Origin of the sequence: Aquitalea aquatilis (assembly GCF_005155025.1) — a bacterium.
Classification (GTDB): domain Bacteria; phylum Pseudomonadota; class Gammaproteobacteria; order Burkholderiales; family Chromobacteriaceae; genus Aquitalea; species Aquitalea aquatilis.
In genome coordinates, this window is sequence record NZ_CP039731.1 from 1,527,665 (window position 1) to 1,553,470 (window position 25,806).

Consider the following 25,806-nt stretch of genomic DNA (forward strand, 5'->3'; position numbering starts at 1 on the left):
GGTCAATTGGATCGGATGTCGGAAATATTGGAGTAGCCCGGAATCGCCAGTTTCAGTTCGGAAGTGGGATTGCTGCCCAAACCGCCCAGACCGCGCAGTTCCAGCTGGAAAAATACACCGGTATGAGTGGTGGCGGAAGTAATGGTGGTCGCCAGCGAGGCGTCACGTTTTACCACGGCCCGCGCAGTCCAGCAGCCGTCGTTGTACTCCACCCCGAGCAGATGCTCAAGCGGCTTGTTGTCGATCAGCGAGTAGTTTTCCCGCGCCACGGCATACCACTGGCGGGCGATGGGCCATTGCACGCCGATATCGATCTGGCGCAGCGGACCATATTGCGTGGTATCGCCGATCTGCTCGTAACGGCCATAGCGATAGCGCAGGCTGACGGTTTTGCCCGGCTCGGGGTTATAGCGTACTTGCAGGTTGTAGCGTTGGGTTTTGGCCAGATCCTGGTTGTATTCGTAGGTGCTGTCCAGACGCCAGGCGCGGGTCAGATCGCCGCCCAGGCTACCCAGCAAGCCCTTGCTGTTGTTTTGCAGGGTGATCTGGTCGCCGTACAAGGAGGTGTCTTCATTCTTGAAGTAGTAGCGCTGACCCAGCATCACGCGCAGGCGCTCGATACCGGTTTCGCTGCTGATCAGCCGGCTGGTCAGGGCCGCAGTCAGCTGGTTGGCCGCATTGATGCGGTCCCAGCCGGAGAAGCGGTTTTCCGAGAACAGCTGGGCGAAGTTGAAGTCATTTTCCGAGCTGTCGAAGTTGGGGATCTTGCTCTGGTCCTTGGCCGGGATGTAAACGTAAAACAGCCGTGGTTCCAGGGTTTCGACATAATCGCTGCCACGGAAATTGGCATCGCGTTCGAAGTAGAGGCCGGAGTCGGTACTGAAGATGGGCAGGGTACGGGTGATATTGCTGCCCGGGGTGGTATCGCTGCCCAGCGCATTCAGTGAATAGCTGGTGTAGTTGACGCCGAACTTGGGCTTGATGAAGCCCCAGCTGCGCTCAAACGCCCAGCTCACGCTGGGATAGGCGACCACACGGTCACCCGTCTGCAGCGTGGGGTGCGAGAAGCGGGTGAGATCGCCCTGCAGGTTGAAACTGAAACCATCCGGCAGCTTCTGGTTGGCGGTCAGCGTGATCTGCGGCAGTCGCGCATAGGGCTGGTCGGCCGGGATGATCGGGTCTTCCAGCGTCTGGTAACGCTGGGCGCGCAGCATGGTATTGACACTGCCACCCTGCCAGCTGGTGGTGTAGTTGACCCAGGCCTGGCGCATCAGGTTGACGTTGGTGGCGCTCAGGGTGCGGTCGCCGAAGTCGGTGAAGTAATTGACATCGGAAACGTAGTTGTAGTCGTAGCCGAAGGTCAGGCCCGGCACCACCGTCTGCCTGTGCGTGGCGTACCAGGCATAGCGGTCGGTATTGGTCAGCTTGTCATTGCGCAGCTGCTCGGTATAGATGCTGCCGGAGAAATCCGGCTCCAGATAACGGAACTCGCCAGCCAGCATGGTGCCGTGCTTGAGGTTGATGTGCGGCGTGATGGTGGCGTCGTAATTGGGGGCGATATTCCAGTAGTAGGGCAGCGCCAGGTCGAAGCCGCTGCTGCCGGAACGGAAGGTCGGTGTCAGCAGGCCGGACTTGCGGCTGCCATCCAGCGGGAAATCGATCCACGGGGTGTAGAGAATCGGCACGCCCTGGAATTCCAGCCGGGCATTGCGTGCTACACCGATATTGGTGGTGTAGTTCAGGTCCAGCGTGGAGGATTTCAGATACCAGGAGTCATCGCCCACCACGCAGGAGTTCACCCGGCTGTTGATCAGGCGGTACTGGTCTGGCCCGGTGAATTGCACCTCGCTGCCATCGCCGCGGAAGGCAATGCCGGTTTTGGCCAGGCTGCGCTGGTTGCCACCGGGTTTGTTCTGGCTATCCGGGCTACCCATCTGGAAGAAAGGCTGTTGGGCGGAGCCGGTATGCTCGTCCATCCAGTAATCCAGCGTGGTGCCGGTGACGACATCCTTCTCGCGTGTCAGGCGGAAATGATTGCCGGCCTTGACGCGGTTTTGCTGCTGGTAGTAGTCCAGCCAGTCGGCTTCCAGGGTTTGGTTGTCACGGATGACGACCACATCGCCACTGGCCTTGAGCTTGTCCTGCATCTGCCCGTCCATGTGGTCGGCCGTGACGTGGGTCTGGCCTTGGGCGGCGGGCACCGTGGTGAGCGCTTGCTGCGCAATATCATCAGCCTGGGCGGCAGAAACCGAAAAAGCGGCTGCCAGGGCCAGGGTCATTCTCGTGGGCTGCAGTTTGAGCATGCACAAAGCCATATCGTGTGGGCAGGTGGGCAGGTTAAAATCAGACGATTCTATCAGCATCGTGACGAACCGACATGCAACGTTTGGAACAACTCAAAAGCTGGCTGACCAGCCTTTACCCGCAAACCGACATCGTGGTGGAGTTTGCCGCCGCCGATGCCGACTTCCGCCGCTACTTCCGCGCGCAGTTCCCGGATGGCAGCACACGCATCGTGATGGATGCGCCGCCGGAGAAGATGGACACCGAACCCTACGTGAAGGTTCGCGAGGTGTTCGCCATGGTGAATGTACCGCAAATCATCGCCCGCGACCGCGAGCAGGGCTTCATGCTGCTGGAGGATCTGGGCAAGATCACGCTGCTGGCCGCGCTGGAGCACGATGAGCGTCCGCTGGTGCGCCGCCACCTGCTGCTGGAAGCCGTGGACACCCTGGTTGAGCTGCAACAGGGTAGCCAGCCCGGCGTACTGCCGGAATACGACGAAGCCTTGCTGCGCCGGGAACTCAGCCTGTTTCCGGAATGGTATTGCGCCCAGGAATTGGGCAAGCCGCTCAACTTTGCGCAGCGTCAGCTGTGGGACGAAGGATGCAAGCGTTTGCTGGCTGCCATCCTGCCGCAGAGCCAGGTTTATGTGCACCGCGACTTCATTGTGCGCAACCTGATGCTGACTGCCGGCCGCCCGGGCGTGCTGGATTTCCAGGACGCGGTTTACGGCCCCATCAGCTACGATCTGGTGTCCTTGTTGCGTGATGCCTTTATCGAATGGGAAGAGGATTTCGTGCTCGACATCGCTATCCGCTACTGGGAAAAAGCACGGGCAGCTGGCCTGCCGGTGCCGGAAAGCGTGGATGATTTTTACCGCGATTTCGAATGGATGGGGGTGCAGCGCCACCTGAAAGTGGCCGGGATCTTTGCAAGACTTTACCACCGCGATGGCAAGGATAAGTACCGTGGCGAGATTCCGCGCTTCATCAAATACCTGAAACGCACCACGCGTCGCTATCAGGAGCTGTCTCCTTTTTATCAGTTGCTGCTGCAACTGGTGGGCAAGGACGACACCGATGCCGAGCTGCAATCGACCTATCCGGTGTTGAGTGTCAAAGGCTGATGGCAACGCGATGAAAGCCATGATTCTGGCCGCTGGTCGCGGCGAACGGATGCGCCCGCTGACCGACCATACCCCCAAACCGCTGTTGCTGGCCGGGGGCCGTCCGCTGATCGAGTGGCATATCCGCCGCCTGGCGGCAGTGGGCATCCGGCAGCTGGTCATCAACCATGCCTGGCTGGGGGCGCAGATCGAGCAGGTGCTGGGCGACGGCAGCCGTCTGGGCGTTTCCATTGCCTATTCTCCGGAAGCGACGGCGCTGGAGACCGCTGGCGGCATCGCCAGTGCCTTGCCCTTGCTGGGTGATCAGCCTTTTCTGGTGGTGAATGGCGATGTGCTGAGCGATGTGGATTTTGTCTCCCTGCAACAGGCTGCCACGCAGCTGGATGGCCAGCAGCATCTGGCGCATCTGCTGCTGGTGGATAATCCGCCGCACAATCCGGCCGGTGATTTCGGTTTGCTGGCGGATGGCCTGCTGGCGGCCAGCCCAGCCGCGGGCAACGGCCTGACTTTTTCCGGCATTGCTGCCTACCATCCGGCCTTGTTTGCTGACACGCCGGCCGGCCGGCCGGCCAAGCTGGCACCGCTGCTACGCGCCGCCATGGCGCAAGGGCAGATCTCGGGTGGCAGGCTGGATGGCCTGTGGCTGGATGTGGGCACGCCGGAGCGCCTGGCCGAAGCGGATGCCATCGCTACAGGTTGGTCGGCGTGAGCCGGCGCATTCTGGGCATAGACCCGGGTAGCCGCATCACCGGTTTCGGGGTGATCGATCTGCTTGGCCAGCAGCGCCATTATGTGGCCTCCGGCTGTATTCGCACGCCACAGGGCGCGCCACTGGCAGACCGCATCAAGGTCATCATCGATGGCCTGTTTGGCGTGATCGATACCTATCAGCCGCATGAGGCCGCCATCGAGCAAGTGTTCGTCAACGTCAATCCTGCCGCGACGCTGATGCTGGGCCAGGCGCGTGGGGCCTGCGTGTCGGCGCTGGTGATGCGCAATCTGGCGGTGTCCGATTACACCGCCTTGCAGGTCAAGCAATCGGTAGTGGGGCATGGCAAGGCGGCCAAGGAGCAGGTGCAGCACATGGTGGTGCGCATGCTCAATCTGTCTGGCACGCCGCAGGCGGATGCAGCCGATGCGCTGGCCGTGGCGCTGGCCCATGCCAATCTCAGTGGCGGTGCCATCGGCGAGCTGGCACGCCAGGGGCTGAAAGTGCGGGGCGGGCGTTTGGTCTAGTGCCGCTTGGCATCTTCAACTTGTGCTGACGCAGACCCTGGCGGCGGCTGTTCGCGCTATGCTCTGGTCATTAGCAAGCGGAGCGCTTCATGTCGCAGATTCCTGTCAGTCTCGAACCCAGCGCGGCGGTGCTGGCCCATCATCCGGCGCGCTGGTGGCTGGCCACCCGGCCGGCGTTTCTCAGCATTACCCTGGCCGGCGTGCTGCTGGGCCTGGCCGGCAGTGGCTGGCCAGCCGTGCAGCAAAACTGGCTGCTGGCATTGCTGGGTTTGTTGCTGGCCTTGCTCACCCACGCTGCTGTCAATGTCATCAATGATGTAGCAGACCACCACAATGGTACGGATGCTGCCAATACCGCACGGCTGTTTCCCTTTACTGGTGGCAGCCGCTTTATCCAGAACGGCGTGCTCAGTGCCAGGCAGATGCAGGGGCTGGCCTATGGCTTGTTTGGTCTGGTGGTGCTGGGTGGTCTGTATCTGGTCAGCCTGCGCGGCCTGCCCTTGTTGCTGATCGGCCTGGTCGGCGTCGTGCTGGGCTGGGGCTATTCGGCACCGCCCTTGCGGCTCAACAGCCGTGGCTTTGGCGAACTGAGTGTGTTGCTGTGTTTCCTGTTGCTGCCGCAAGGCATGGCGGTCTTGCTGGCCGGGCAGTGGCAGCAGCCTTTGCTGTGGGCCAGCCTGCCCTTTGCCATCCTCACCAGCCTGCTGTTGTACATCAACCAGTTTCCCGACCGCACGGCGGACCGGCTGGCCGGCAAGTGGCACTGGGTGGCACGTTTGCCGCTGGAGCAGGCGCGCAGCGTGTACGGTGTGCTGGTGTTGCTGGCTTATGCCTTGCTCATCTGGCTGGTGTGGCGTGCGCTATTACCGCGCTCTGCCTTGCTGGGCTTGCTGAGCCTGCCGCTGTCCTTGTTTGCCGCGCGGCAGTTGTGGCGACATGCCGCCGAACCGGCGCGCTTGCGCCCGGCCATCATTGCCACCATCATGGCGGCCAATCTGTTTCCCCTGCTGCTGGCCCTGGCCTTGCTCCTCGGCTGAGCGGCGGTATATCTCTGGAGAATCACCCACATGATCGGACGCCTCAGCGGCAATCTCATCGAAAAACTGCCGCCGCAAGTGGTGGTGGATGTCAACGGTGTCGGCTATGAAGTGGATGTGCCGATGACCACCTTTTACCAGCTGCCGGCGCTGGGCCAGAAAACCACGCTGTTCACCCATCTGGTGGTGCGCGAGGATGCCCATCTGCTGTATGGCTTTGCCAGCAAGGAGGAACGCGAAACCTTCCGCCAGCTGATCAAGGTGAGCGGCATCGGTGCCAAGATCGCGTTGGCCGTGCTGTCGGGCATGACGGCGGATGAACTGGCGGTAGCCATTGCCAGTGAAGACCTCAAGCGTTTGTCCTCGGTGCCGGGCATTGGCAAGAAAACCGCCGAGCGTCTGGTGCTGGAGCTGCGCGGCAAGTTGGCCACCGGCAGTAATCTGGCAGTGCCGGGTGGCCTGCCTTTCGCTGCCACGCCGGACGACAAGAGCGATATCGTCAATGCGCTGCTGGCCCTGGGTTACAACGACAAGGAAGCCGCCGCCGCCACCAAGGGCTTGGCAGCAGATGTGACGGTGAGCGACGGGGTGCGGCTGGCGCTGAAGAACCTGATGAAGGGCTAGTTGCCGCTGCACGCTGTGGACAAGCGGCAATGAACAAGGCCAGCGGCATGCCGCTGGCCTTGTTGCTTTCAAGCTGCGGCCGACAAACTCCGGATCAGGCGCAGACGGCGCTGGCCTGCTGCTCCAGCCACAAGGCCAGTTTAGCCACCGTCAGCATGGGCAGCTGGTGCAAGGTGGCATAAGCCTGCAGCTGTGCGCCGCGCATCATGCTGCCATCCGGGTTCATCAACTCACACAAGACCCCTGCCGGGCTGAAACCGGCCAGTTCCGCCAGGTTGACTGCCGCTTCGGTATGGCCGCGTCGCTCCAGTACGCCGCCAGGGCGGGCGATCAAGGGAAAGACATGGCCGGGGCGGGCCAGATCAGCCGCCTGCGCTTGCGGGTGAATGGCCGCACGGATGGTGGTGACCCGGTCGGTGGCGGATACCCCGGTAGTGACGCCCTGTGCCGCTTCGATGCTGACGGTAAAGGCCGTGCCATAGCGGCTGCGGTTGTCCGGCACCATGGGCGGCAGCTGCAGCCTTGCCGCATGGGCTGGGGTCAGGCACAGGCAGACAATACCGCTGCCATCTCGAATCAGCCGTGCCATTTCCGGCACGCTCAAGGTATCGGCCGCCAGGATCAGGTCGGCCTCGTTTTCGCGGTCATCATCATCGCTGACAATCACCGGCCGGCCCTGACGCAAGGCGGTCAGCGCGGCGGCCAGCCGCGGGGGGAGGGAAGGGGATTGGGTGTAATGCATGAAACGGTCCTCGATCAAGTCAGAGAAACACGTTTCAGGGCGTGAAAAGCCGCCAGCAACAGCCATTGTCGCCAGCGATGGATGTATTGCAGACCGTGTGCGCCAGCCATGGCTGACGCCGGTGTCTGCATCACACCGGACAGGATGACGCCAGTCCGGCATGGCCAGACTGGCGCTGCTGTCATCTTCTTTCATCCGGACTATCACCGTCGGCTCTGGCATCGCACCAGATCTGCTGACCCTTTCTCATCAGAAAAAGGCGCTCGCGGGCTCGGCCTGCTGGTGTGCAGGCCATACCGCCGGTGGGGAGTTGCACCCCGCCCTGAAGACGTAGCAAGGCCGCGCACTGTGCGTCGGCCAGCGGCCAGTATAACGCAGTGGTAAGATGGCGGGATCGCACCATTCGGCTTTATGGCAACGGCACATGATTGAAACCGACAACCTGATCGGCGGCGCACCCGAGCGCCGCATCGTGACCCAGCAAAGCCTGTCCACCCAGGAAGAAGCGCTGGAACGCGCCCTGCGGCCCAAGCTGCTGGATGAATACGTCGGCCAGAAAAAAGCGCGTGAACAGCTGGAAATCTTCATCGAGGCGGCCAAGCGGCGCGGCGAGGCACTGGACCATGTGCTGTTGTTCGGCCCGCCCGGCCTGGGCAAGACCACGCTGGCCCACATCGTGGCCCGTGAAATGGGTGTCAATCTGCGCCAGACTTCCGGCCCGGTGCTGGAGCGTGCTGGCGATCTGGCGGCGCTGCTGACCAATCTGGAACCGCATGATGTGCTGTTCATCGACGAAATCCACCGTTTAAGCCCGGTAGTGGAGGAAATCCTCTATCCGGCGCTGGAGGATTACCAGATCGACATCATGATCGGCGAAGGGCCGGCTGCGCGCTCGGTCAAGCTGGACCTGCCGCCCTTTACCCTGATTGGTGCCACCACCCGTGCCGGCATGCTGACCAATCCCCTGCGCGACCGTTTCGGCATTGTGGCGCGGCTGGAGTTTTACACCGCCGAGGAGCTGACGAAAATCGTCAGTCGCTCGGCCGGCTTACTCAATGTCACGCTGGCGGACAATGGCGCATTCGAAGTGGCCCGTCGCTCGCGCGGCACGCCGCGTATCGCCAACCGCCTGCTGCGGCGGGTACGCGATTATGCCGAAGTGAAATCCGATGGCATCGTCACCGCCCAGGTGGCCGATGCCGCGCTAGCCATGCTGGACGTGGACCCGGCCGGGCTGGATGTGATGGACCGCAAACTACTGGCGGCCATTCTGGAGAAGTTTGGCGGTGGCCCGGTAGGGCTGGACAATGTGGGTGCGGCCATTGGTGAGTCGACCGACACCATCGAAGACGTGATCGAACCCTTCCTGATTCAACAAGGCTATCTGCAGCGCACACCGCGCGGGCGGATGGCCACGGCATTGGCCTACACCCATTTCGGCCTGCCGCTCAAAGACTAGCCTCATGCAGAAAATCATCATCAAGACCGGCCGAACCTATCCGGCACTGGCCGAACAACTGGGCGATTTCGAACAGTGGATTGAACGTGAACTGGGCGCCGCGCCAGGCGAGTGGCGGGTGGTCGATGTCCAGCGCGGCGAAGCACTGCCACCGGTCGCTGATTGCCGTGGTGCGGTGCTGACTGGCTCTCCTGCCATGGTCAGCGACTATGAAGACTGGAGTGTCAGCACGGCGGCCTGGCTGCGCGAGGCGGTACAGGGCAATGTTCCCCTGCTGGGCATTTGCTATGGCCACCAGCTACTGGCCGATGCGCTGGGCGGTACAGTGGGCTATCACCCGCAGGGGCCTGAGGCCGGCGTGGTGGATATCCAGCTGTTGCCGGAGGCGGGGCAGGATCTGCTGCTGGCCGGGTTGCCGCCGGCTTTCCCTGCGGCGGTGATTCACTGGCAATCGGTGACTGCCTTACCGCCCGGTGCGGTGCGGCTGGCGGCCAATGATTTCGAAGCCAACCATGCTTTTCGCATCGGTTCGGCCTGGGGCGTGCAGTTCCATCCCGAGTTCGATACTGCCGCCATGGCGGCCTATCTGAGCCATCTCGCCCCGGCCTTGCAGGCTGCAGGAACAAGCGCAGAGGCCTTGCATCAGTCCTTGCGACCTACCCCGCATGCGGCGGGGCTGCTGCAGCGTTTTGCCCGTTTGCTCGAATACCAGGCGGCCTGATCCGGCCGTCCCGGTTCATCTTTGTTTTCCAGAAAGGGAACATCATGTTTTATGCACTGTTTACCGCCATTGTTGCAGTGGCGCTGGCCGCTTCGCTGGCGGTGGTGCGTTTTTTCGATCCTGCGGTGTACAAGATTCTGCTACGCACGCTGGGGCAGGATCTGGCCGATGCCTGGCGCCGCTATATCAGCTTTGCCATTCTGGTGGCGGGTATTTCCGGTGGAGTGCGGCCGTGGAATCTGGAACAGTACCTGCCGCCATCGGCAGGCAAGGGGAGTACCCAGCTGGAAATTACCGGTGCGCGCTGGCTGCTGGAGCTGTGGAATGCACTGACTGAAACCCTGCGTTCGATTGCACTGGTGATGCTGCTGTTTTTCCTGTGCTCGATGATGGCGTATGTGATTGCCCGCTCGCTGGAGTTACGCCGGTCCCGCGATTTGCAAGTTGATGCCAGGCAGCCGGATGCGGAGCAAGATTAAGGATATCGATGTCTCTTGAGTAGTGGCCTTCGGCTGATCGTGCTTATTTGGACACCGCCCCTGTACCGGGCGGTGTTTTTTATTTTGCACAGCAATTTGATGGTATTTACATTATTTGACATTGGCATTTCATGAAATCAAAATGATCACTCCCTATATTTATAATCATGTCATTAAAATGAAAAAATTCGCTTTTCTGCTTGCTGCTGTTGCCTCAACTTCGACATGGGCTGCCAATACCATGCCGCCAGTGCAATTGGGTATTGAGGGGTATCACGAGACCTATCATGAAACGGTGGACGGCTCCAGTTTCATGACGGAAAAAGCACGTATGCTGGGTATTAACATGGCTATACGTGAAGATGTGAACGATAAGGGCGATGCATTCCTGTTGCGTGGTCGTTATGCTTGGGGCAGTGCTGATTACTCCAGCGCATCAGGTGAATTCAGTGACCTTAGTCGTAAGAATTTTGATTTCAGCCTGGTTTATCAGCATGATTTTGCTTTGAGCTTTACTACGCTGACACCAGAGTTCGGCATTGGTTATCGCCGACTGGATGACCATCTGGAACAGTCTGGCTGGGGTGGCTATGAGCGCAATTCCATGTACAGCTATTTGCTGTTTGGCATTAGCAGCCGTAACACGCTCAACGCCGACTGGATGATCTCGCCTCGCATAGCCTACAAGTATGTGATAAGCGGGAGCCAGGAGTCGCGGTTGAGCGATATCAGTTCTTCGTGCAGCAATCTGAATAACCGTCAGAAAGACGGTTATGGCTATGAGTTGAACTTGTCTTTCGACCGTAAGCTGAGCAGTGGTAACTACCTGTCGCTGGCTCCGTATTATCGCTACTGGAATATCAAGGACAGTGATACATCTACTGCCGTATGTGGCAACTGGATCATTTCCGGTATGGAGCCACGCAATACCACCAAGGAAGTCGGTATGAATCTGTCGTACTCTTTCTGAGTCACGATATCTGTAGATATGAAAAAGGCAGCCTTGCGCTGCCTTTTCTATTTGCTGCCGTATTAATTACAGCGTGACCATATTGTCGCGGTGGATCAATTCCGGTTCCACCATATAACCCAGCGTGGCTTCGATCTCGCGGGTGGTTTTCTTCATGATCAGGCGGGCTTCGTCCGAGCTGTAGTTGACCAGGCCACGCGCTACTTCCAGCCCTTGCGGATCAACACAGGCCACGGCCTCGCCGCGCAGGAAATCGCCTTCGATAGCCGTGACGCCGACCGGCAGCAGGCTGGTGCCACGTTCGCGCACGGCCAGGGCGGCGCCGTTGTCCAGCACGATGCGCCCGGTGAGCTTGAGGTGATCGGCCAGCCACTGCTTGCGGGCGGCCATGCGATTGGTCGGTGCCAGCAACTGGGTGCCAATCCCTTCTCCATCAGCCAGGCGCGACAGCACGTCATGCTCGCGGCCACAGGCAATCACCGTGGCAGCACCGCTGCGTGCCGAGCGCTTGGCGGCCAGGATCTTGGTGATCATGCCGCCAGTGCCCACGCTGGAGCCGGCACCACCTGCCATGTCTTCCAGCTTGGGGTCGCCCGCTTCCGCCTCGTGGACAAAGATGGCATCCGGATGCTTGCGCGGGTCGGCGCTATACAGGCCTTGCTGGTCGGTCAGGATGATCAGCGCGTCGGCTTCGATCAGGTTGGTGACCAGCGCGCCCAGGGTGTCGTTGTCGCCAAAGCGGATTTCATCGGTCACCACGGTGTCGTTCTCATTGATGATGGGGACGACATTGAGGTTGAGCAGGGTCGTGAGGGTGGAGCGGGCATTCAGATAGCGGGTGCGATCGGCCAGGTCTTCGTGGGTCAGCAGGATTTGCGCGGTTTTCAGGCCGAATTCACGAAAGGCGGTTTCATAAGCCTGGCACAAGCCCATCTGGCCCACTGCGGCAGCGGCCTGCAGTTCGTGCACCCCCTTGGGGCGTACCGACCAGCCCAGTCGCTGGCAACCTTCGGCGATGGCGCCGCTGGATACCAGCACCACCTGTTTGCCACGACGCTTGAGTTCGGCGATTTCCGCTGCCCAGCGCGCCAGTGCCGACAGGTCCAGCCCCTTGCCGTCATTGGTTACCAAGCTGGAGCCTACCTTGACCACGATACGGCTGGCGGCATGAATCACCGAACGCATACAAAATCCTCTGTCTGGCTATGAATATCGAGCTAGCCAGTGTACCGCAAACTGCCGTGGCATGGCTCAGAAGTACTCGCTGGCGCGAAATTCCATCAGCTGGAAATGGGGTGACTGCTTATCCAGCCGCGAGCTGCGAATCAGGCTTTCTCCAGCCGTATCCCATAGGCGGAATTCACGCAGCCGGCTGAATAGACGGCCTTGGGTGACCAGTAGCGGTGGCCGGTGCAGACTGGTGATGGCCGGCAGGCGTAGCGCGTATTGTGGTGTATCGGCTGGATGGGTGATGCTGGGGATGAGCATCACGGCTTCGGGCTGCCGGCCGATGATCTCGACGCCGCATTCCACATCGATACCATCCGGCAATAGCGATACCCAGCAAATCATGCAGAGCTGGGCGGTGTCCGGTTTGCCCGGCTGGGTCAGCAGAATGGCCTCGCCGGCTCGCAGTGTCTGGCCACGCGGCTGGCCGCGCAACAAAAAGCCGGTCGCACTCTGATTCACCACCACAAACAGGCTGGGCGCCGGTGGTGCACGGGTGCTGGCCGGAGGCGCAGCCTGCTCGTTGCCAGCCTGTACCCAGCTCATGCCATTGCTGCGATACCAGATGGCAGGAATGGTGGAAATCAACTCGATGACTTCCTGTATCGGCAGGCGCTGATGCCGCCGCCGCCGTGGTTGTTGCCATTCGGCGGCCAGCGATTGCAGCAGGGCCAGCTCATCGTAAACCTGGCTCGGACTATGGCTGGTGTTTTGCAGCCGGGTCAGCTGCTCCACGCTATGCGTCAGTACCGTGATGGCAGGGGAGAGGTCGAGCAGATAGCAGGCGGCATCCAGTGTTTCACTCTGTACGCGCAGGAAGCGTGGCGGTTCGTCGCGGCTGGAGTCCACCAGATAGCCATGTACCCTGCCCTTGAGGGCTTCCACCGGCAGCAGGGTGGTCTGGCGTGACAGATCCATGATCAGTTGCTTGGCCACCAGCAATTCCGGCATCGACAGCCGGTTGGTGGAGGTGAGCCCCAGCAGCAGAATCTGCCGATAGATCAGCTCTGGTGAGTCGTCCTTTTCCAGATGTTTTTCCTGCCAGCCGCGTGCTAGGGCAAAGCTGTACAGCTGGTGGCAGTCTTGCCAGAAGTGCGCGGGGGGCGGGCTGTAGCTCTGGCAACAGATGTTCAGCAGCTGCCGCGCCGCCATCATGGTGTACAGCAGCAGTTCAATGCGCTGTTGCTCACGCTCCAGCAGGCCGCGCTTGGCCAGGCGTTCGCTCAGGGTGAGCTTGAACGCGACAAAAATAGACTCGAACAGCGCGGCACCCAGCATGGCCAACTGGCGGGTGCGCACCACCGAAGTGAGGTCGGTTTGGACAATCTCACTTTCCAGCGCCGGATAGTAGCGATCCAGCCCTTTGAGGTAGTGCAATAGCAGCTTGTGCCGATTGCCTACTTCCATCGGCGTGCGGCTCAGGCCTCGCAGGGCCTCAAGCAATAGGCGGCCGCATTCCTGCAGGTCGCTATACGGCAAGCGCTCTACCCAGCTGGCTACGCTGTCGGGGTTGGTGTCGACCAATCGTGGATCCCTATCGAGGGCGGGCAAGGCAAGCTGCATCGTGCGTCCTCATGGCAAGGCGGCGTAGCGCTGGGAATGAAAGGCGGGGAAGCGGATGTAAATCGTTCCCTGCCATGTATCACTCTCTATGCTATTTGAATTAAGCCGGCCAAAGCAAGGTAGCACTCAGGGCAAGGCAGTCACAGGCCCGGTCAAAACATCGTTTTGTTGACTTAACTCATCCAGTACCTGTGTTGTGGCCTGAAACAGTTGAGTCATCTCCTCTGCTTGCAAGATGTAAGGCGGCATGAAGTACACGGTTTTGCCAATTGGCCTTACCAGGCAACCATGCTTAAGCATGGCTGAGAAAAAGGCTTGTGCAAAGTCCGAGCGGGGGCTGTCGACATCAAAGGCCCAGATCATGCCGGTATGGCGGAAATGCCGTACGTCGGCACGCTCGGCCAGCGGTGCCAGAATGGCGCTAAAGGTTGCGGCCAGCTCGCGGTTACGGGCGATGATGTCTTCATCGGCAAAGATATCCAGCACTGCCAGTGCCGCACTGCAGGCCAGCGCATTGCCAGTGTAGCTGTGTGAATGCAGAAAGCCGCGCGTCACCTCATCGTGATAGAAGGCCTGATAGACCGTATCGCTGGTCAGCACGCAGGACAGGGGCAGGAAGCCGCCGGTAATCCCCTTGGATAGACAGAGAAAGTCTGGCGTGATCCCAGCCTGCTCACAGGCAAACAGAGTGCCGGTGCGGCCAAAGCCGACCGCGATTTCGTCGGCAATCAGGTGTATCTGATACTGATCGCACAGCCGGCGCAGCTCCGTGAGGTAAACCGGATCGTACATGGCCATGCCGGCAGCGCCCTGCACCAGTGGTTCGACGATGATGGCCGCCATTTCACCAGCTTTCTTGGCCAGCACATTCTCCAACGAGCGCAATGCCTGCCTTGCCACATCGGCTGCACTTTGCCCCGGGCCAGCCTGGCGCGCATCCGGGGTGGGGACACGTACCCCGGGTTTCAGCAGCGGCGCATAGGTCGCGGAAAACAGTGGCACATCGGTCACTGCCAGCGCACCGGCAGTTTCGCCGTGATAGCTGTTGTCCAGACTGATAAAGCGGCATTTCTCCGGACGACCGACATTCTTCCAGTAATGAAAGCTCATTTTCAGCGCGATTTCGGTGGCACTAGCACCATCCGAGGCATAAAACGCATGATCCTGGCCGCTCAGCGCGCACAGCCGCTCGGACAGCTCAATCACTGGCTGGTGGGTAAAGCCGGCCAGAATGACATGCTCTACCTGATCCAGTTGATCCTTGATTGCCTGCTTGATCCTGGGGTTACCATGGCCGAACAGATTGACCCACCAGGAACTGACCGCATCCAGATAGCGTCGGCCTTCGAAATCCTCCAGCCACACGCCCTCGGCGCGCGCGATGGGAATGATGGGCAAGGTTTCATGGCGCTTCATCTGGGTACATGGATGCCACACATGCTGGCGGCTGCGTTGCAGCCAGTCCTGATTGCTCACGGCAAACTCCTGAATGGGGAATGGGCTGGATGCTAACACAGCCCGCAAGCACCACCCGAACTGACAAAAAACGTCACATCCTGCCGCGTAATGCGGGCTATGGGATGTACTGACGGACTGAATTTACTGGATGGGGCCGCTTGGCACGCTTTCTGCATGGTATGGATAGTGCATACCACGGAGAGGGTCATGCGGGGCAATAATGGTTTTACTTTGATTGAACTGATGATTGTTGTTGCCATCATCGGCATATTGGCCGCGATTGCCATACCGGCGTATCAGGCTTACACGATACGAGCAAAGGTAGCCGAAGGGTTGCTGGCTGCCGATGCGATCAAGTCTGCAGTTTGGGATAGCTATACCAGTAATAATAGCTGGCCATCCAGTAATGCGTCAGCAGGTATTTTGTCGGCAAGCACTTATGCAACGAAATATATTGATTCAATCAATATAGTGGCAGCATCGTCAGTCAGCAATATAGTAGTAAATTTTAATGCTAGTACGGTATTGTCTGGATTGACCGTAACCATGATGCCACAACTTTCTAGTGGTTCAATCATGTGGACATGTCAAGCCAGTGCAACATTTTCACAGTACCTTCCATCGAGTTGTCGTTAACTTTATAAAGAGGAATACGTTATGAATAGCAAAATTCAGCAAGGTTTTACCTTGATCGAACTGATGATCGTTGTTGCCATCATCGGTATTCTGGCTGCCATCGCTATCCCGGCCTACCAGGATTACACCAAGCGTGCGCGTGTAACGGAAGGTTTGTCGCTGGCATCTGCAGCCAAGACTGCCGTATCTGAATATTACGCATCTAATAACCAGTTTCCGACGTCAAATGCTTCGGCAGGTTTGTCAACATCTATTTCAGGTAATGCTGTTTCCAGTGTGGTGGTTGGTACCTCTGGTGTTATTACCGTGACTTATAACACATTAGTTGACTCTACCGGGTCCGCTAATACTTTGACCTTGAGCCCTAGTTCGGGAAGTGGTGCAATTTCGTGGAAATGTGCTGCAGCTACCCTTCCAACAAACTGGGTACCTTCCAACTGCCGCAACGGTAACTGATTTTGATCATTGAGTAATTAATTAGGGAAGGTGCTCTGCAAAGAGCACCTTTTTTTATGATGATTAAAAAGATAACCATGGGCAGCTTATTAATTGCTGCGGCAGTAACCATGCCTTTTTTGAGCTGGCTGCGCTATGCGCCTCTGCCTGATTGGGTGTCGGATGCATCGTGCTTGTTTTTCTTGGCGACTTCCATGCTATTTATCCTACCAGCACGGAATAATTCCTCACTAAATATCTCTGCAGTATTGCTACCATTTTTGTGTTTTGCCATTTATCTGGCTATGACTGGTCATAATTTGGCGAATTTCACAATCTTGATTGCAATACTGGGCTTTCTTGTTCTTTGGAGTTTGCAGTTCTCCATTCATTTCAATAAAAATAACAGCGAAGATTTTTTGCTGATTCTGGCGACAGTCATTTTTATTTTTTCCATGCTGCAAGTGGTGTTGGGCTTGTTGCAGGTGTTGAGTCTTGCTCCTTTATTTCAAGGCTATGTGGTATTTGATCAGTCTGAGGTAAATTCAAATATCATGGGTAATATTGGGCAGCGTAATCAGTATGCCCAATTTTTAAGCTGGGGAATCCTGGCTGCCTGCTATCTTTATGCTAAAAGACGATTGCGTATGTCTTTCTTCATCGGGAGCGTTTTTCTTCTGGCTTGGCTGTCAGCATGTGCAGGTGCACGTCTGGTGTGGGCTTATGTGCTGATTTTTGCCGGGCTGGGATGGTATTGGTCAAGGCAGAATAAGGCTGAAACAGTCCGCCGAATGATCCGGGCTGTGATGATCGCAGTTGTCTTGATAGTATTGACGCAATTATTTAGTAAGCAGATTGCAGCACTGTTGGCCTGGCTCGGTATTCCCATCCATGTTGTTAGTGGTGCAGACCGTTTCTTTTCTGCTGGTTTTGGTATTCGTCGCCGTATTGAGTGGACTAAAGCATGGGAAATTTTTCTGCAACATCCCTGGTTTGGCGTTGGTTGGGGAGGTTTCCCCGCTCAGTCGGTGGAGATGGAGCTGACTGGTGGTCTACCGAAATATCCTGAGAGCTGGCTGTTTGTTCATTGCCATAACCTGTTTTTCCAGCTGTTGGCTGAAACCGGCATTGTTGGTGTACTGATTGTATTTGCCACACTTGGCTACGCACTGGGCAGTTTTTTTAGAAAAGGACAGCAGTCGGCGGAAAACTTGCTGTTGCTGGGTATTGGTGGCGTGATCCTGGCGCACAGCATGTTTGAATACCCGCTATGGTATCTGCCATTTTTGAGTATGTTTTTGATTGTTCTTTTGCTAGCGCCAGCGCCAAGAGTAACAATTTCGATGCGGCCATCATTTGTCAGGGTGGCGGGTTTGGTTGTCGCGATAATGACATTGCTTTATCTTGGGACTGGTATTGCAGCCTTTAAAACAATGGTCGCCTATGACTTGCCAGCACCAAATGCACAAGAGAATGTGCGGCGGATGGGAGCCTTGTTTGATGTTGGCAAAAATCCGTTGTGGACTAATGATGCAGATATGGTATTGGCCAATTATTTGATTCCCTCGCGTGAGCAGCTGGATCTGAAGCTGCAGCACTTTTCCCGATTGGCAGCATACCGACCCTACCCTGAAGTGCTACTGAAATTGGCAGTCTTGTATGCACTGGATAAGCAGATGGCCAAAGCCGAGCATACGATAAAGCTGGCAATCGCCAACTATCCAGATTATGCGCCCAATTTTGATTACCGTTTGGCCGTGATGAAGAAAGATGAACTGAAGCCATTGCAGCTGATTACCTCCAAGGCGGCCAAGGCATATGTCGATCATGGTGTTCAGACCGATCCTGGCCGTATCGCGGCAGTCATGACAGTTGCCTCCCCGGCCACCCGCAAGCCCTTGTTCTAGGTAGTTAACGACACTGCCAGTCTTCTGGCTGGCGGTGTCTTCACCGCGCTACATGCGGTATCCTCCATGCTTTGCTTTTAGCCCCAGACTCCATCATGTCTTTTCCAACTTTTTCCCGCCGTCTGGCCTTGCTGGCGTTTTGCCTGATCGCCATCATGCCTTTTGCCTCCCGTATCCATTTCGTGCCATTGCCGCAGTGGTTTGGCGAGATGAATGTGGTGTGGCTGATGCTGGCCGCAGCGGTTTATCTGTTGCCCAGCGGCATGCTGTTCGAGCGGGTGCCGCGTGCCAGCTGGTGGTGTCTGTGGCTGGCCATCGTGTGGGCGCTGCAGCCGCAGCTGGTCCATGCGCTGTTTCCCGGTATGACTTATGCCACCGCGCTGGCCTGGCTGGTGGTGGCTTTGCTGGCTGGTTTGTCTTATAGCCTGCAGCAGACCTTTGGCAGTCGCGAGTTTGCGGTGTGGCTGGCGCGCGCCATCATTGTCGGCGGGCTGGTGCAGTCGCTGATCGGTCTGGCGCAACTGACGGGCTTGGCCAATAGCCTGGGCTTGTTTTATGACAGCGCCCACCCGACGACCAATATCTTTGGCCATATCGGGCAGCGCAACCAGTATGCGCATTACCTGATGTGGTCGGTGGTCAGTGGAGTGTATCTGTTTGCGGTGGATCGCCTGGCGCGTGGCTGGTTGGTGCTGCTGGTGCTGTGGCTGGGGCTGATGCTGGCCTATGCCGCATCGCGTACTACCTTGCTGTATCTGCTGGCCTTGACCTTGCTGGGTGGCTTGTGGCACTGGCGGATGCAGTCTGCGGTATCGCGCCGCTTGATGTGGGCGATGCTGCTGTCTTGTGTGGTGGTGTTTGCGGCGCAGTTTGCCTTGCCGCTGGTGAATCATCTGCTCTCTTTGCTGACACATGCCACGGTGAGCAACGCTTCGGGGGTGGAGCGGCTGGCAGCCAACGGCGATGATATGGGCTCGCGCCGGCTGGCGGAAATGGGCAAGGCCTGGTTGAGTTTCAAGTCGCACCCGCTGTGGGGGGTGGGCTGGTCGCAATATGCAGCGGAAAGTGTGCGCTTGCAGCCTTTGCCGCAATTTGCTTCTGCCGGTTTCAATAGCGGTTTGTTTACCAATTGCCATAATCTGATTCTGCAATTGCTGGTGGAAATGGGACTGCCGATCACCTTGCTGGTGGTGGGTGGCTTTGCCTGGGTGATCTGGCCTTTCTTCAGCGAGCAGGCCGAGGCTGAGGGGATGCTGGCCTTGGGCTGCATGGCGGTCACCCTGATTCACTCCATGCTGGAGTACCCACTCTGGTATCTGTATTTCCTGGCGATGCTGGTGGTGTTTGCCTCGATGTCTCCTGCGCGTACCGGTCGCGCGGGCTGGATGCTGCGGGCGTGCTGGATGCTGGGCATGCTGTTCATCGGCTATATGTCGGTGGTGACCTGGTCTACCTATAACGAGCTGGTTGGGCTCTATACCCAGACGGATAACCCGGCGCGTGATGCCAAGCGACAGCAGCGGTTGGCCGAGATCATGGAGCAGCACCCGCTGTTTGCCTACCATGCACTGAGCACGCTGGATGACTATCTGGTTGCCGACAAGAACAATCTGACGCGCAAGTTGCAGTGGGAGGAGCGGCTGACAGCTTTCCGCCCTTACCCGGATGTGATGATGAAAAAGGCACAAATGCTGGCGCTGGCCGGACGCGAGGCGGAAGCCAAGGCGACGGTGAGCACGGCACTGGCCTCATTCCCGACTTATGCCAAGGATTATCTGGACGGTATTGATGAAGAAGTCCCGGCGTGGCAGCCGCTGCGCGAGATCGCACAGCAGGTGTTTGACCGCCTGCCAGCCAAGTATCGCGGTGGCGAAGGGGAATAAGCGGTCGCTGTAAAATTGAAAAGCCCGCGCTGAATGGCGCGGGCTTTTTTCATTGCAGTAGCAGGCAATCAGTTGTCGATAACGACGCCTTCGCTCAGCGCAGTTTTCATTTTGCCGAGTGCCTTGGCCTCGATCTGGCGGATGCGCTCGGCAGAAACCCCGAACTCTGCAGCCAGCTCGTGCAAGGTGGCGCCGCCATCATCGGCCAGCCAGCGGGCTTCGACAATGCGACGGCTGCGGGCATCCAGCGATGCCAGTGCGTATTCGATGCCTTCGGTTTGCAGATGGTCGAACGCTTTGCGTTCCAGCGCACGAGTCGGTTCGTGATGGGCGTCGGCCAGCCAGTCGATGGGGGCAAAACCTTCATCGTCGCCATCGTCGGCCATCAGCGCGATATCCTGCCCGCTCATGCGGGTTTCCATTTCACGCACTTCTTCCGGCTTCACGCCAAGGTCTTCGGCGATTTGCCGGGCTTCGTTTTCACTCAGCGCAGAAAAACTGCTCTTCATGCTGCGCAGATTGAAAAACAGCTTGCGCTGCGGCTTGGTGGTGGCAATGCGCACCAGGCGCCAGTTGCGCAGGATGAATTCGTGAATTTCAGCCTTGATCCAGTGCACGGCAAAGGAAAACAGGCGTACGCCACGGCCCGGCTCGAAGCGTTTTACCGCTTTCATCAGGCCGATATTGCCTTCCTGGATCAGGTCGGCCTGTTGCAGGCCGTAGCCGGCATAACCACGCGAAATCGATACGACAACGCGCAGATGTGACAGCACCATCTGGCGAGCGGCTTCCAGATCATTGTCTTGCTGGAAGCGGGTGGCCAGCTCGGTTTCCTGTTCGGGGGTCAGCATGGGAACACTGTTCACCGCCTGGATGTATTGCTCCAGGCTGCCGCTGGACGACGGAACGGGCAAGGCAAATGTTGTGGTCATCAGTGTAACTACCTCCTTGGGTAGTGCTATGTTAGCACTCGTATATTGAGAGTGCTAGCAAGCAAAGGTTCCAGCGTCAATGATTTTTCCTATCGGGCTGATAGCTTTTTCAGTGGAAAATCGCTGGGAATATTCTGCTGGTCGACATCGGCTGAATGTCACCATAAGCGACATTCAGCCAGAAGTGAAAGGGAATGATTGTTAACGAGGTTGAATCTGCCGCAGGTGATGGTCGGAAGCCAGGCGGGCGCCCAGCATCGCCAGCAGGGCGGAAATGGCCAGCACAACAAGCAACTCGACAACGCTGAGGCCGCGTAACTGCACGGCTTCGTTGTAAAGCTGGGCAAATTCGTGGATGGCGGGGTTGGCCGTCATTACCAGCCAGCTGGTCAGCCCCCATGCGGCCAGACCGGCAAGCAGGCCCTGCCACATGGCGTGGTACATGAAGGGGCGACGGATAAAGCTGTCCGGCGCGCCAATCAGCTTGGCCACTTCGATTTCATCGCGACGGGCCAGAATCTGCATCCGTACCGCATTGTGGGTGACCAGAACCAGGGCAATGCCCAGTGCCGCGCCGAGAAACCAGGTCAGCTGTTTGCCCATCTCCACCATGCCGTACAGGCGCTTGGCCCAGCGGGCATCGAACTGGGCGGTTTCCACCATGGGCAGGCCGGATAGTTCTTTTTGCAGCATTTCCAGTTCGTGGGGTTCCAGCGTCTTGGGGGTGACTACAAAGGCGTCTGGCAGCGGGTTGTCAGTCAGACCATCACTCAGTCCTGGCAGACCGTTGCGCTTTTCCAGATCGGACAGCGCCTGCTTCTTGCCGACGAAGCTGTAACTCTGAATGCGTGGGTGTTTGGTGAGGGTGCTGGAGACGGCGGCGAGGTCGGCTTCCTCGGCTGATTGCTCCATGAACAGGGTGATCTGTGGCGTGGCGGTGAGCCGGCCAGCCCATTCCTGGATGCTGCTTACCGTCAGATAAAGCGACAAGGGCAGGGCCAGCGCGATGGATAGCATCAACAAGGTGAGCAGGCTGCCGAACGGTTGGCGCAGGATCTTCACCAGCGCCTGTCTGGCGCTTTGCCAGTTCAGATAGAGAAAGTGTTTCATGCGGCGAACTGCCCTTCTTTCAACCGGATGATGCGACGTCCGTAGTCTTCCATCAGGGTTTCGTCATGGGCGGAAATCACCACGGTCACCCCAACCTGATGGAAGGATTTGAACAGCTCCATGATGTCCAGCGCGTAAGCGCGGTCGAGGTTGGCTGATGGTTCATCTGCCAGCAGCAGGCTGGGGCGGTGCACCACGGCGCGGGCAATGCACAAACGTTGCTGTTCGCCACCAGACAGGCGAATCGGCATGGATTTTTCTTTGGACAGCAGGCCAACCTTGTCCAGTGCGGCACGCACCCGGCGTGCGGCATCACGTCGATCGAAGCCGATGATGTCCAGCGGCAACATAACGTTATCGAAGACCGAGCGATCGAACAGCAGCTTGTGGTCCTGGAATACCATGCCGATATGCTGGCGCACATAGGGAATCTGACTGCTGCGCAGCTTGGACAGATTCTGGCCGCTGACAATCACGCTGCCGCTGCTGGCGCGCTCGATGCCAGCCACCAGCTTGAGTAAGGTAGATTTGCCGGCACCGGAATGGCCGGCCAAAAAAGCCATTTCACCAGTGTCGATGGTAAAGGAAAGATTCTTCAGGGCTTCGTTGCCACCGGGATAACGCTTGGTGACCTGGTCGAACTGAATCATGCGCTGCATTCCCCTTGATCCTGAGCTGCAGGCCAGCGTATTCGCCAGGGCCTGCCGGGTGAGGTGTCGCCGGCAAGCAATCACCGGCGCGGGTCTCTATAAAGTGTGTCGATCAGTCGAACAGGGCGTCGACATAATCCTTGCTGTTGAACGGGCGCAGATCGTCGATGCTTTCGCCCACACCGACAAACCGTAGCGGAATCGGCCGCTGCTTGGCAATGGCGGCAATCACACCACCCTTGGCGGTGCCATCCAGCTTGGTCAGAATCAGCCCGGTCAGGCCCAGGGCGTCATCGAATACCTTGACCTGGCTGATGGCGTTCTGGCCGATGTTGGCATCCAGCACCAGGATGATTTCATGTGGCGCATCCGGCAGCGCTTTCTGGATGACGCGCTTTACCTTTTTGATTTCTTCCATCAGATGCAGCTGGGTCGGCAGGCGCCCCGCCGTATCCGCCAGTACGATGTCGATGCCACGGGCGGTAGCCGCCTGGATGGCATCAAAGCACACGGCAGCAGCGTCGCCACCTTGCTGGGCAATTACGGTGACATTGTTACGTTCGCCCCAGGCCATCAGCTGTTCGCGCGCAGCTGCGCGGAAGGTATCGCCAGCAGCCAGCAGCACGCTCTTGCCTTGCTGCTGATAGTACTTGGCCAGCTTGCCAATCGAGGTGGTTTTCCCGGCACCATTCACCCCAGCCATCATGATGACAAAAGGCTTCTTGCCGCTGACATCCAGCGGCTTTTCCAGCGGGTGGATCAGATCATTGAGCGAATCCTTGAGTGCGCCTTTCAGCTCACTGCCGTCTTTCAGGCCCTTCAGGCTGACGCGCTCGCGCACATCCTGCAGCAGGTGCACCGTGGCATCCATGCCCATGTCGGCGGTCAGTAGTACGGTTTCCAGCTCTTCGTACAACTCCTCATCGATCTTGCCACCGCCAAACAGGCCAGCCAGCGATTTGCCCAGTTTGTCACGGGTTTTGGACAGACCAGTCTTGAGGCGTTCGGTCCAGCTCTGCTTGCGTGCCGGCGGTTCTGCTGCGGCACTGACGGGGGGAGGAGTCGGGTTCTCCGGCGCGGGTACGGGCGCCTCAGGGATGTCGGGTGTAGCAAGCGGTGTGGCTTGCAAGGTGGCGGGAGCCGCCGCCGGGATGTCTGCCGGCTGGCTGGCTAGGGGTTCTGCAGCCGGGGTTTCAACCGGCTTTGGCTTTTTCTTGAAGAAACTGAACATGCGTCTGCGTAGTCAACGGTAGGCGATAAATGGCTAAATTGTATCCTTAAATCAGCCACTGGGCAGAAACGATGGTGATGAAAGCCAAAGCCGGGCTGATTGGCCGTGGTGAAGGGCGTTGGCACTGTCGATTGGAGGAGGGCATTTAGCCTAACCAGCATGCCTATGCTGCTGCGCCCATGTCTGAAGGTGAAGGCAGGTCGCGGCTGCGGATGAGGTGAGTGGGTGAGTTTGCCAGTCACGTTGATTGGACGAGATGGTGTGCAAGCTGGGTGTTCTCAGGCTACGTCACCCGGCTAGGTGGCAAGCACCGTGTGCCACGGTGGTTTGTAATGGCATGGTTCCGCCGAAGCGGCATGCGCTGTTGATCAGGCTGATCAATCAAGCATTGTCATTGGGGCTATTTATCAAGCGATGGCTAATCGGCATGCAGAAACCGGGTGTGTGTGCTTTGCTACCCACACGTCTATATAGAGCATAGAGGATGTGCCTGGCGCAGGCAGATTGGTAATGGCGCTGATGGGGCATGTTGTGCTTGCCTGTGGCATGGCTACGCGGCGCTGTCTGCTTGTTGGTCCAGGGTCTTGTCTGGATACGCACTGTGACGGCGGGTGCGACACCTTTGAACGCCAATCTGCGTCAGATGCAGCATGCCGGACGGGAAACGGGTAAACTCTCGCCCTTGAGTTTTTAGCCCAAGCGTCATGAATCAACAGCGAAACAAAGTCCGAATCATCGGCGGCCAGTATCGTCGTCGCTTGCTGCCCTTTCCGGATGCCGAAGGTTTGCGCCCAACGCCGGACCGGGTGCGGGAGACGGTATTCAACTGGCTGGGTCAGGAATTGCACGGCAAGCGCTGTCTCGACCTGTTCGCCGGCAGCGGCGCCCTCGGTTTCGAAGCGGCCTCGCGCGCAGCGGCACGTGTGGTCATGGTGGAAAAGTCGCGCAAGGTAGCGGAATCGCTCAAGGCCAATCGCCAGTTGCTCGCGGCGCATGCCATCGACGTCGTCCCAATGGATGCCTTGCTGTACCTGAAAAGCTGTCGAGAGCAATTTGACATCATTTTCGTCGATCCGCCGTATGACTCCAGCTTGCTGCAGCAGGCATTGCCCTTGTTGCAGCCGTTGCTGGCTACTGACGGCGTATTGTATTTCGAAGCCAGGCACTGGCCGGAAAGTTTGCCAGGCTGGCAGATCCTGAAGCAGGACAAGGCCGGCATGGTGCATTACGCACTGGTCCGGCCTGCGACTGAAGAATCGCTGTAATACGTAGGCAGGTCGCCGCATAAGGATATAACGGGGCGAACTTGCGACCGTGCTGCACGGATGACAGAATCAATACTGTGAATACCTGAGGAAATTACTATGTCTCTCATGATTACCGACGAATGCATCAACTGCGACGTCTGTGAGCCGGAATGCCCGAACAATGCCATCTCGCAGGGTGAGGAGATCTATCAGATCGACCCCAGTCTGTGCACTCAGTGTGTAGGCCACTATGACGAGCCGCAGTGCCAGCAAGTCTGTCCGGTGGATTGCATCCCGCTGGATCCGGCCCATCCGGAAACCCAGGATGAGCTGCATGCTAAGTACCTGGTCATTTCCGGCAAAGCCTGATTGAAGCTAAGTGCTTGATGAAAAAGACAGAGCCCCGCAGTTTGCGGGGCTTTGTTCTTTTTCTGGCAAAAATAATGAAAAAAATTGCAGCACAGGTGTTGACGAGGGAAGTGGGTATCTATACTATTCGGGTCTCTCAGGGGGGGTTACCCCAGCGGTCAACGGGTCCGGACTGTAAATCCGGCGGCTCAGCCTTCGAAGGTTCGAATCCTTCTCCCCCCACCAGAATTTTTTACGTCTTGGCGGCGTGTAGTTTGAAGGCCGTATAGTTGTTGCAGGCGGGTGTAGCTCAATGGTAGAGCAGAAGCCTTCCAAGCTTACGACGAGGGTTCGATTCCCTTCACCCGCTCCAAGCGTTAATGCCTGTTAAAGGGCCCATGTAGCTCAGGGGTAGAGCACTCCCTTGGTAAGGGAGAGGTCGGCAGTTCAATTCTGCCCATGGGCACCACCCATTTGTTTGTAGTTATTCAAATCAGGAAAT

24 protein-coding genes, 3 tRNA genes and 1 riboswitch are annotated in these 25,806 nt (G+C 58.1%); of the genes, 18 read left to right on the top strand and 9 right to left on the bottom strand.

The window, feature by feature from the left end:
• Positions 1-2 precede the first annotated feature (2 nt).
• The gene (locus FAZ30_RS07030; protein ID WP_233578624.1) at positions 3-2,279 is read right to left on the bottom strand and encodes an LPS-assembly protein LptD; all 2,277 of its coding nucleotides are present in this window, start codon (positions 2,277-2,279) and stop codon (positions 3-5) included.
• A 98-nt stretch (positions 2,280-2,377) separates the two neighbouring features.
• Here FAZ30_RS07030 and amgK point away from each other — a divergent pair, with 98 nt between their 5' ends.
• The 5 genes from amgK to ruvA all read left to right on the top strand — a co-directional run bounded on the left by amgK (position 2,378) and on the right by ruvA (position 6,306).
• On the top strand, positions 2,378-3,409 hold the full coding sequence (amgK, locus tag FAZ30_RS07035) for an N-acetylmuramate/N-acetylglucosamine kinase AmgK (RefSeq protein ID WP_124645130.1): 1,032 nt from the start codon (positions 2,378-2,380) through the stop codon (positions 3,407-3,409).
• Between the two features lie 10 nt (positions 3,410-3,419).
• Positions 3,420-4,118, top strand: coding sequence for an N-acetylmuramate alpha-1-phosphate uridylyltransferase MurU (gene murU / locus FAZ30_RS07040; RefSeq protein WP_124645129.1), 699 nt, complete (start codon positions 3,420-3,422; stop codon positions 4,116-4,118).
• Positions 4,115-4,645 carry a crossover junction endodeoxyribonuclease RuvC gene (gene ruvC, locus FAZ30_RS07045; RefSeq protein WP_124645128.1) on the top strand — a complete coding sequence of 177 codons (531 nt, stop codon included), beginning with the start codon at positions 4,115-4,117 and terminating at the stop codon, positions 4,643-4,645. The genes murU and ruvC overlap by 4 nt, the downstream gene beginning before the upstream one ends.
• Positions 4,646-4,734: 89 nt before the next feature.
• Positions 4,735-5,682 (top strand): prenyltransferase, encoded by a 948-nt coding sequence (locus FAZ30_RS07050; protein WP_124645127.1) that lies wholly within the window; start codon positions 4,735-4,737, stop codon positions 5,680-5,682.
• Between the two features lie 30 nt (positions 5,683-5,712).
• Entirely contained in the window at positions 5,713-6,306 is a 594-nt protein-coding gene (gene ruvA, locus FAZ30_RS07055) for a Holliday junction branch migration protein RuvA (RefSeq protein WP_124645126.1), read from the top strand.
• 94 nt (positions 6,307-6,400) lie between these two features.
• Here the strand turns inward: ruvA and ribB are convergent, their stop codons facing one another.
• Positions 6,401-7,048: a 3,4-dihydroxy-2-butanone-4-phosphate synthase gene (gene ribB / locus FAZ30_RS07060; RefSeq protein WP_137009168.1), complete on the bottom strand. Its 648-nt coding sequence runs from the start codon at positions 7,046-7,048 to the stop codon at positions 6,401-6,403.
• Positions 7,049-7,227: 179 nt separating this feature from the next.
• Positions 7,228-7,382: riboswitch (FMN riboswitch) on the bottom strand.
• Between the two features lie 90 nt (positions 7,383-7,472).
• Between ribB and ruvB the strand changes: the two genes are divergently transcribed.
• The 4 genes from ruvB (at position 7,473) to FAZ30_RS07080 (ending at position 10,677) form a co-directional block, all read left to right on the top strand.
• Complete coding sequence (gene ruvB / locus FAZ30_RS07065) at positions 7,473-8,507, top strand: Holliday junction branch migration DNA helicase RuvB (protein WP_103524448.1); 1,035 nt, start codon at positions 7,473-7,475, stop codon at positions 8,505-8,507.
• 4 nt (positions 8,508-8,511) lie between these two features.
• Complete coding sequence (locus FAZ30_RS07070) at positions 8,512-9,228, top strand: glutamine amidotransferase (RefSeq protein WP_124645124.1); 717 nt, start codon at positions 8,512-8,514, stop codon at positions 9,226-9,228.
• 44 nt (positions 9,229-9,272) lie between these two features.
• Positions 9,273-9,707 (top strand): hypothetical protein, encoded by a 435-nt coding sequence (locus FAZ30_RS07075; RefSeq protein ID WP_124645123.1) that lies wholly within the window; start codon positions 9,273-9,275, stop codon positions 9,705-9,707.
• Positions 9,708-9,849: 142 nt separating this feature from the next.
• Complete coding sequence (locus tag FAZ30_RS07080; protein WP_124645122.1) at positions 9,850-10,677, top strand: hypothetical protein; 828 nt, start codon at positions 9,850-9,852, stop codon at positions 10,675-10,677.
• Between the two features lie 66 nt (positions 10,678-10,743).
• Here FAZ30_RS07080 and proB read toward each other — a convergent pair whose 3' ends face one another.
• From proB to FAZ30_RS07095, 3 genes are all read right to left on the bottom strand, one after another.
• Positions 10,744-11,862, bottom strand: a complete 1,119-nt coding sequence (gene proB, locus FAZ30_RS07085) for a glutamate 5-kinase (protein ID WP_103524445.1) — start codon at positions 11,860-11,862, stop codon at positions 10,744-10,746.
• A 66-nt stretch (positions 11,863-11,928) separates the two neighbouring features.
• Positions 11,929-13,467 (bottom strand): hypothetical protein, encoded by a 1,539-nt coding sequence (locus FAZ30_RS07090; protein WP_124645121.1) that lies wholly within the window; start codon positions 13,465-13,467, stop codon positions 11,929-11,931.
• A gap of 126 nt (positions 13,468-13,593) precedes the next feature.
• Positions 13,594-14,943 (bottom strand): adenosylmethionine--8-amino-7-oxononanoate transaminase, encoded by a 1,350-nt coding sequence (locus FAZ30_RS07095; RefSeq protein WP_124645120.1) that lies wholly within the window; start codon positions 14,941-14,943, stop codon positions 13,594-13,596.
• A gap of 189 nt (positions 14,944-15,132) precedes the next feature.
• Between FAZ30_RS07095 and FAZ30_RS07100 the strand changes: the two genes are divergently transcribed.
• The 4 genes from FAZ30_RS07100 (at position 15,133) to FAZ30_RS07115 (ending at position 19,786) form a co-directional block, all read left to right on the top strand.
• Positions 15,133-15,561, top strand: coding sequence for a pilin (locus tag FAZ30_RS07100; RefSeq protein ID WP_124645119.1), 429 nt, complete (start codon positions 15,133-15,135; stop codon positions 15,559-15,561).
• Between the two features lie 21 nt (positions 15,562-15,582).
• The gene (locus tag FAZ30_RS07105) at positions 15,583-16,017 is read left to right on the top strand and encodes a pilin (protein ID WP_124645118.1); all 435 of its coding nucleotides are present in this window, start codon (positions 15,583-15,585) and stop codon (positions 16,015-16,017) included.
• Positions 16,018-16,073: 56 nt separating this feature from the next.
• Positions 16,074-17,903: a PglL family O-oligosaccharyltransferase gene (locus FAZ30_RS07110; protein ID WP_124645117.1), complete on the top strand. Its 1,830-nt coding sequence runs from the start codon at positions 16,074-16,076 to the stop codon at positions 17,901-17,903.
• A 95-nt stretch (positions 17,904-17,998) separates the two neighbouring features.
• Positions 17,999-19,786, top strand: coding sequence for a PglL family O-oligosaccharyltransferase (locus FAZ30_RS07115; RefSeq protein ID WP_124645116.1), 1,788 nt, complete (start codon positions 17,999-18,001; stop codon positions 19,784-19,786).
• 68 nt (positions 19,787-19,854) lie between these two features.
• On the opposite strand, the gene rpoH is transcribed toward FAZ30_RS07115, so the two are convergent.
• The 4 genes from rpoH to ftsY form a co-directional block, all read right to left on the bottom strand.
• On the bottom strand, positions 19,855-20,718 hold the full coding sequence (gene rpoH, locus FAZ30_RS07120) for an RNA polymerase sigma factor RpoH (protein WP_103524438.1): 864 nt from the start codon (positions 20,716-20,718) through the stop codon (positions 19,855-19,857).
• A gap of 201 nt (positions 20,719-20,919) precedes the next feature.
• Complete coding sequence (ftsX, locus tag FAZ30_RS07125; RefSeq protein WP_124645115.1) at positions 20,920-21,828, bottom strand: permease-like cell division protein FtsX; 909 nt, start codon at positions 21,826-21,828, stop codon at positions 20,920-20,922.
• The gene (gene ftsE, locus FAZ30_RS07130) at positions 21,825-22,478 is read right to left on the bottom strand and encodes a cell division ATP-binding protein FtsE (RefSeq protein WP_103524468.1); all 654 of its coding nucleotides are present in this window, start codon (positions 22,476-22,478) and stop codon (positions 21,825-21,827) included. Before ftsE ends, ftsX begins: the two co-directional genes overlap by 4 nt.
• Before the next feature lie 112 nt (positions 22,479-22,590).
• On the bottom strand, positions 22,591-23,709 hold the full coding sequence (ftsY, locus tag FAZ30_RS07135; protein ID WP_124645114.1) for a signal recognition particle-docking protein FtsY: 1,119 nt from the start codon (positions 23,707-23,709) through the stop codon (positions 22,591-22,593).
• Between the two features lie 704 nt (positions 23,710-24,413).
• On the opposite strand from ftsY, the gene rsmD reads away from it, so the two are divergent.
• The 5 genes from rsmD to FAZ30_RS07160 all read left to right on the top strand — a co-directional run bounded on the left by rsmD (position 24,414) and on the right by FAZ30_RS07160 (position 25,773).
• Positions 24,414-24,974 (top strand): 16S rRNA (guanine(966)-N(2))-methyltransferase RsmD, encoded by a 561-nt coding sequence (rsmD, locus tag FAZ30_RS07140; protein ID WP_124645113.1) that lies wholly within the window; start codon positions 24,414-24,416, stop codon positions 24,972-24,974.
• A gap of 99 nt (positions 24,975-25,073) precedes the next feature.
• Positions 25,074-25,325, top strand: coding sequence for a YfhL family 4Fe-4S dicluster ferredoxin (locus FAZ30_RS07145; RefSeq protein WP_124645112.1), 252 nt, complete (start codon positions 25,074-25,076; stop codon positions 25,323-25,325).
• A gap of 139 nt (positions 25,326-25,464) precedes the next feature.
• Positions 25,465-25,550, top strand: a tRNA-Tyr gene (locus FAZ30_RS07150).
• Between the two features lie 53 nt (positions 25,551-25,603).
• Positions 25,604-25,677, top strand: a tRNA-Gly gene (locus tag FAZ30_RS07155).
• A 21-nt stretch (positions 25,678-25,698) separates the two neighbouring features.
• Positions 25,699-25,773 (top strand) — tRNA-Thr (locus FAZ30_RS07160).
• The last annotated feature ends 33 nt before the right edge of the window (positions 25,774-25,806 follow it).

Excerpts from the sequence above, each read along its gene's own strand:
- FAZ30_RS07105 (WP_124645118.1), top strand. The coding sequence starts at position 15,583 with ATGAATAGCAAAATTCAGCAAGGTTTTACCTTGATCGAACTGATGATC.
- murU (WP_124645129.1), top strand. The coding sequence starts at position 3,420 with ATGAAAGCCATGATTCTGGCCGCTGGTCGCGGCGAACGGATGCGCCCG.
- FAZ30_RS07070 (WP_124645124.1), top strand. The coding sequence starts at position 8,512 with ATGCAGAAAATCATCATCAAGACCGGCCGAACCTATCCGGCACTGGCC.
- FAZ30_RS07145 (WP_124645112.1), top strand. The coding sequence starts at position 25,074 with ATGTCTCTCATGATTACCGACGAATGCATCAACTGCGACGTCTGTGAG.
- ftsE (WP_103524468.1), bottom strand. The coding sequence starts at position 22,478 with ATGATTCAGTTCGACCAGGTCACCAAGCGTTATCCCGGTGGCAACGAA.
- rsmD (WP_124645113.1), top strand. The coding sequence starts at position 24,414 with ATGAATCAACAGCGAAACAAAGTCCGAATCATCGGCGGCCAGTATCGT.
- FAZ30_RS07050 (WP_124645127.1), top strand. The coding sequence starts at position 4,735 with ATGTCGCAGATTCCTGTCAGTCTCGAACCCAGCGCGGCGGTGCTGGCC.
- ftsX (WP_124645115.1), bottom strand. The coding sequence starts at position 21,828 with ATGAAACACTTTCTCTATCTGAACTGGCAAAGCGCCAGACAGGCGCTG.
- rpoH (WP_103524438.1), bottom strand. The coding sequence starts at position 20,718 with ATGACCACAACATTTGCCTTGCCCGTTCCGTCGTCCAGCGGCAGCCTG.
- FAZ30_RS07030 (WP_233578624.1), bottom strand. The coding sequence starts at position 2,279 with ATGACCCTGGCCCTGGCAGCCGCTTTTTCGGTTTCTGCCGCCCAGGCT.
- ruvA (WP_124645126.1), top strand. The coding sequence starts at position 5,713 with ATGATCGGACGCCTCAGCGGCAATCTCATCGAAAAACTGCCGCCGCAA.
- FAZ30_RS07075 (WP_124645123.1), top strand. The coding sequence starts at position 9,273 with ATGTTTTATGCACTGTTTACCGCCATTGTTGCAGTGGCGCTGGCCGCT.
- FAZ30_RS07080 (WP_124645122.1), top strand. The coding sequence starts at position 9,850 with ATGATCACTCCCTATATTTATAATCATGTCATTAAAATGAAAAAATTC.
- ribB (WP_137009168.1), bottom strand. The coding sequence starts at position 7,048 with ATGCATTACACCCAATCCCCTTCCCTCCCCCCGCGGCTGGCCGCCGCG.
- amgK (WP_124645130.1), top strand. The coding sequence starts at position 2,378 with ATGCAACGTTTGGAACAACTCAAAAGCTGGCTGACCAGCCTTTACCCG.
- FAZ30_RS07100 (WP_124645119.1), top strand. The coding sequence starts at position 15,133 with ATGCGGGGCAATAATGGTTTTACTTTGATTGAACTGATGATTGTTGTT.
- FAZ30_RS07115 (WP_124645116.1), top strand. The coding sequence starts at position 17,999 with ATGTCTTTTCCAACTTTTTCCCGCCGTCTGGCCTTGCTGGCGTTTTGC.
- FAZ30_RS07110 (WP_124645117.1), top strand. The coding sequence starts at position 16,074 with ATGATGATTAAAAAGATAACCATGGGCAGCTTATTAATTGCTGCGGCA.
- ruvB (WP_103524448.1), top strand. The coding sequence starts at position 7,473 with ATGATTGAAACCGACAACCTGATCGGCGGCGCACCCGAGCGCCGCATC.
- proB (WP_103524445.1), bottom strand. The coding sequence starts at position 11,862 with ATGCGTTCGGTGATTCATGCCGCCAGCCGTATCGTGGTCAAGGTAGGC.
- FAZ30_RS07090 (WP_124645121.1), bottom strand. The coding sequence starts at position 13,467 with ATGCAGCTTGCCTTGCCCGCCCTCGATAGGGATCCACGATTGGTCGAC.
- ftsY (WP_124645114.1), bottom strand. The coding sequence starts at position 23,709 with ATGTTCAGTTTCTTCAAGAAAAAGCCAAAGCCGGTTGAAACCCCGGCT.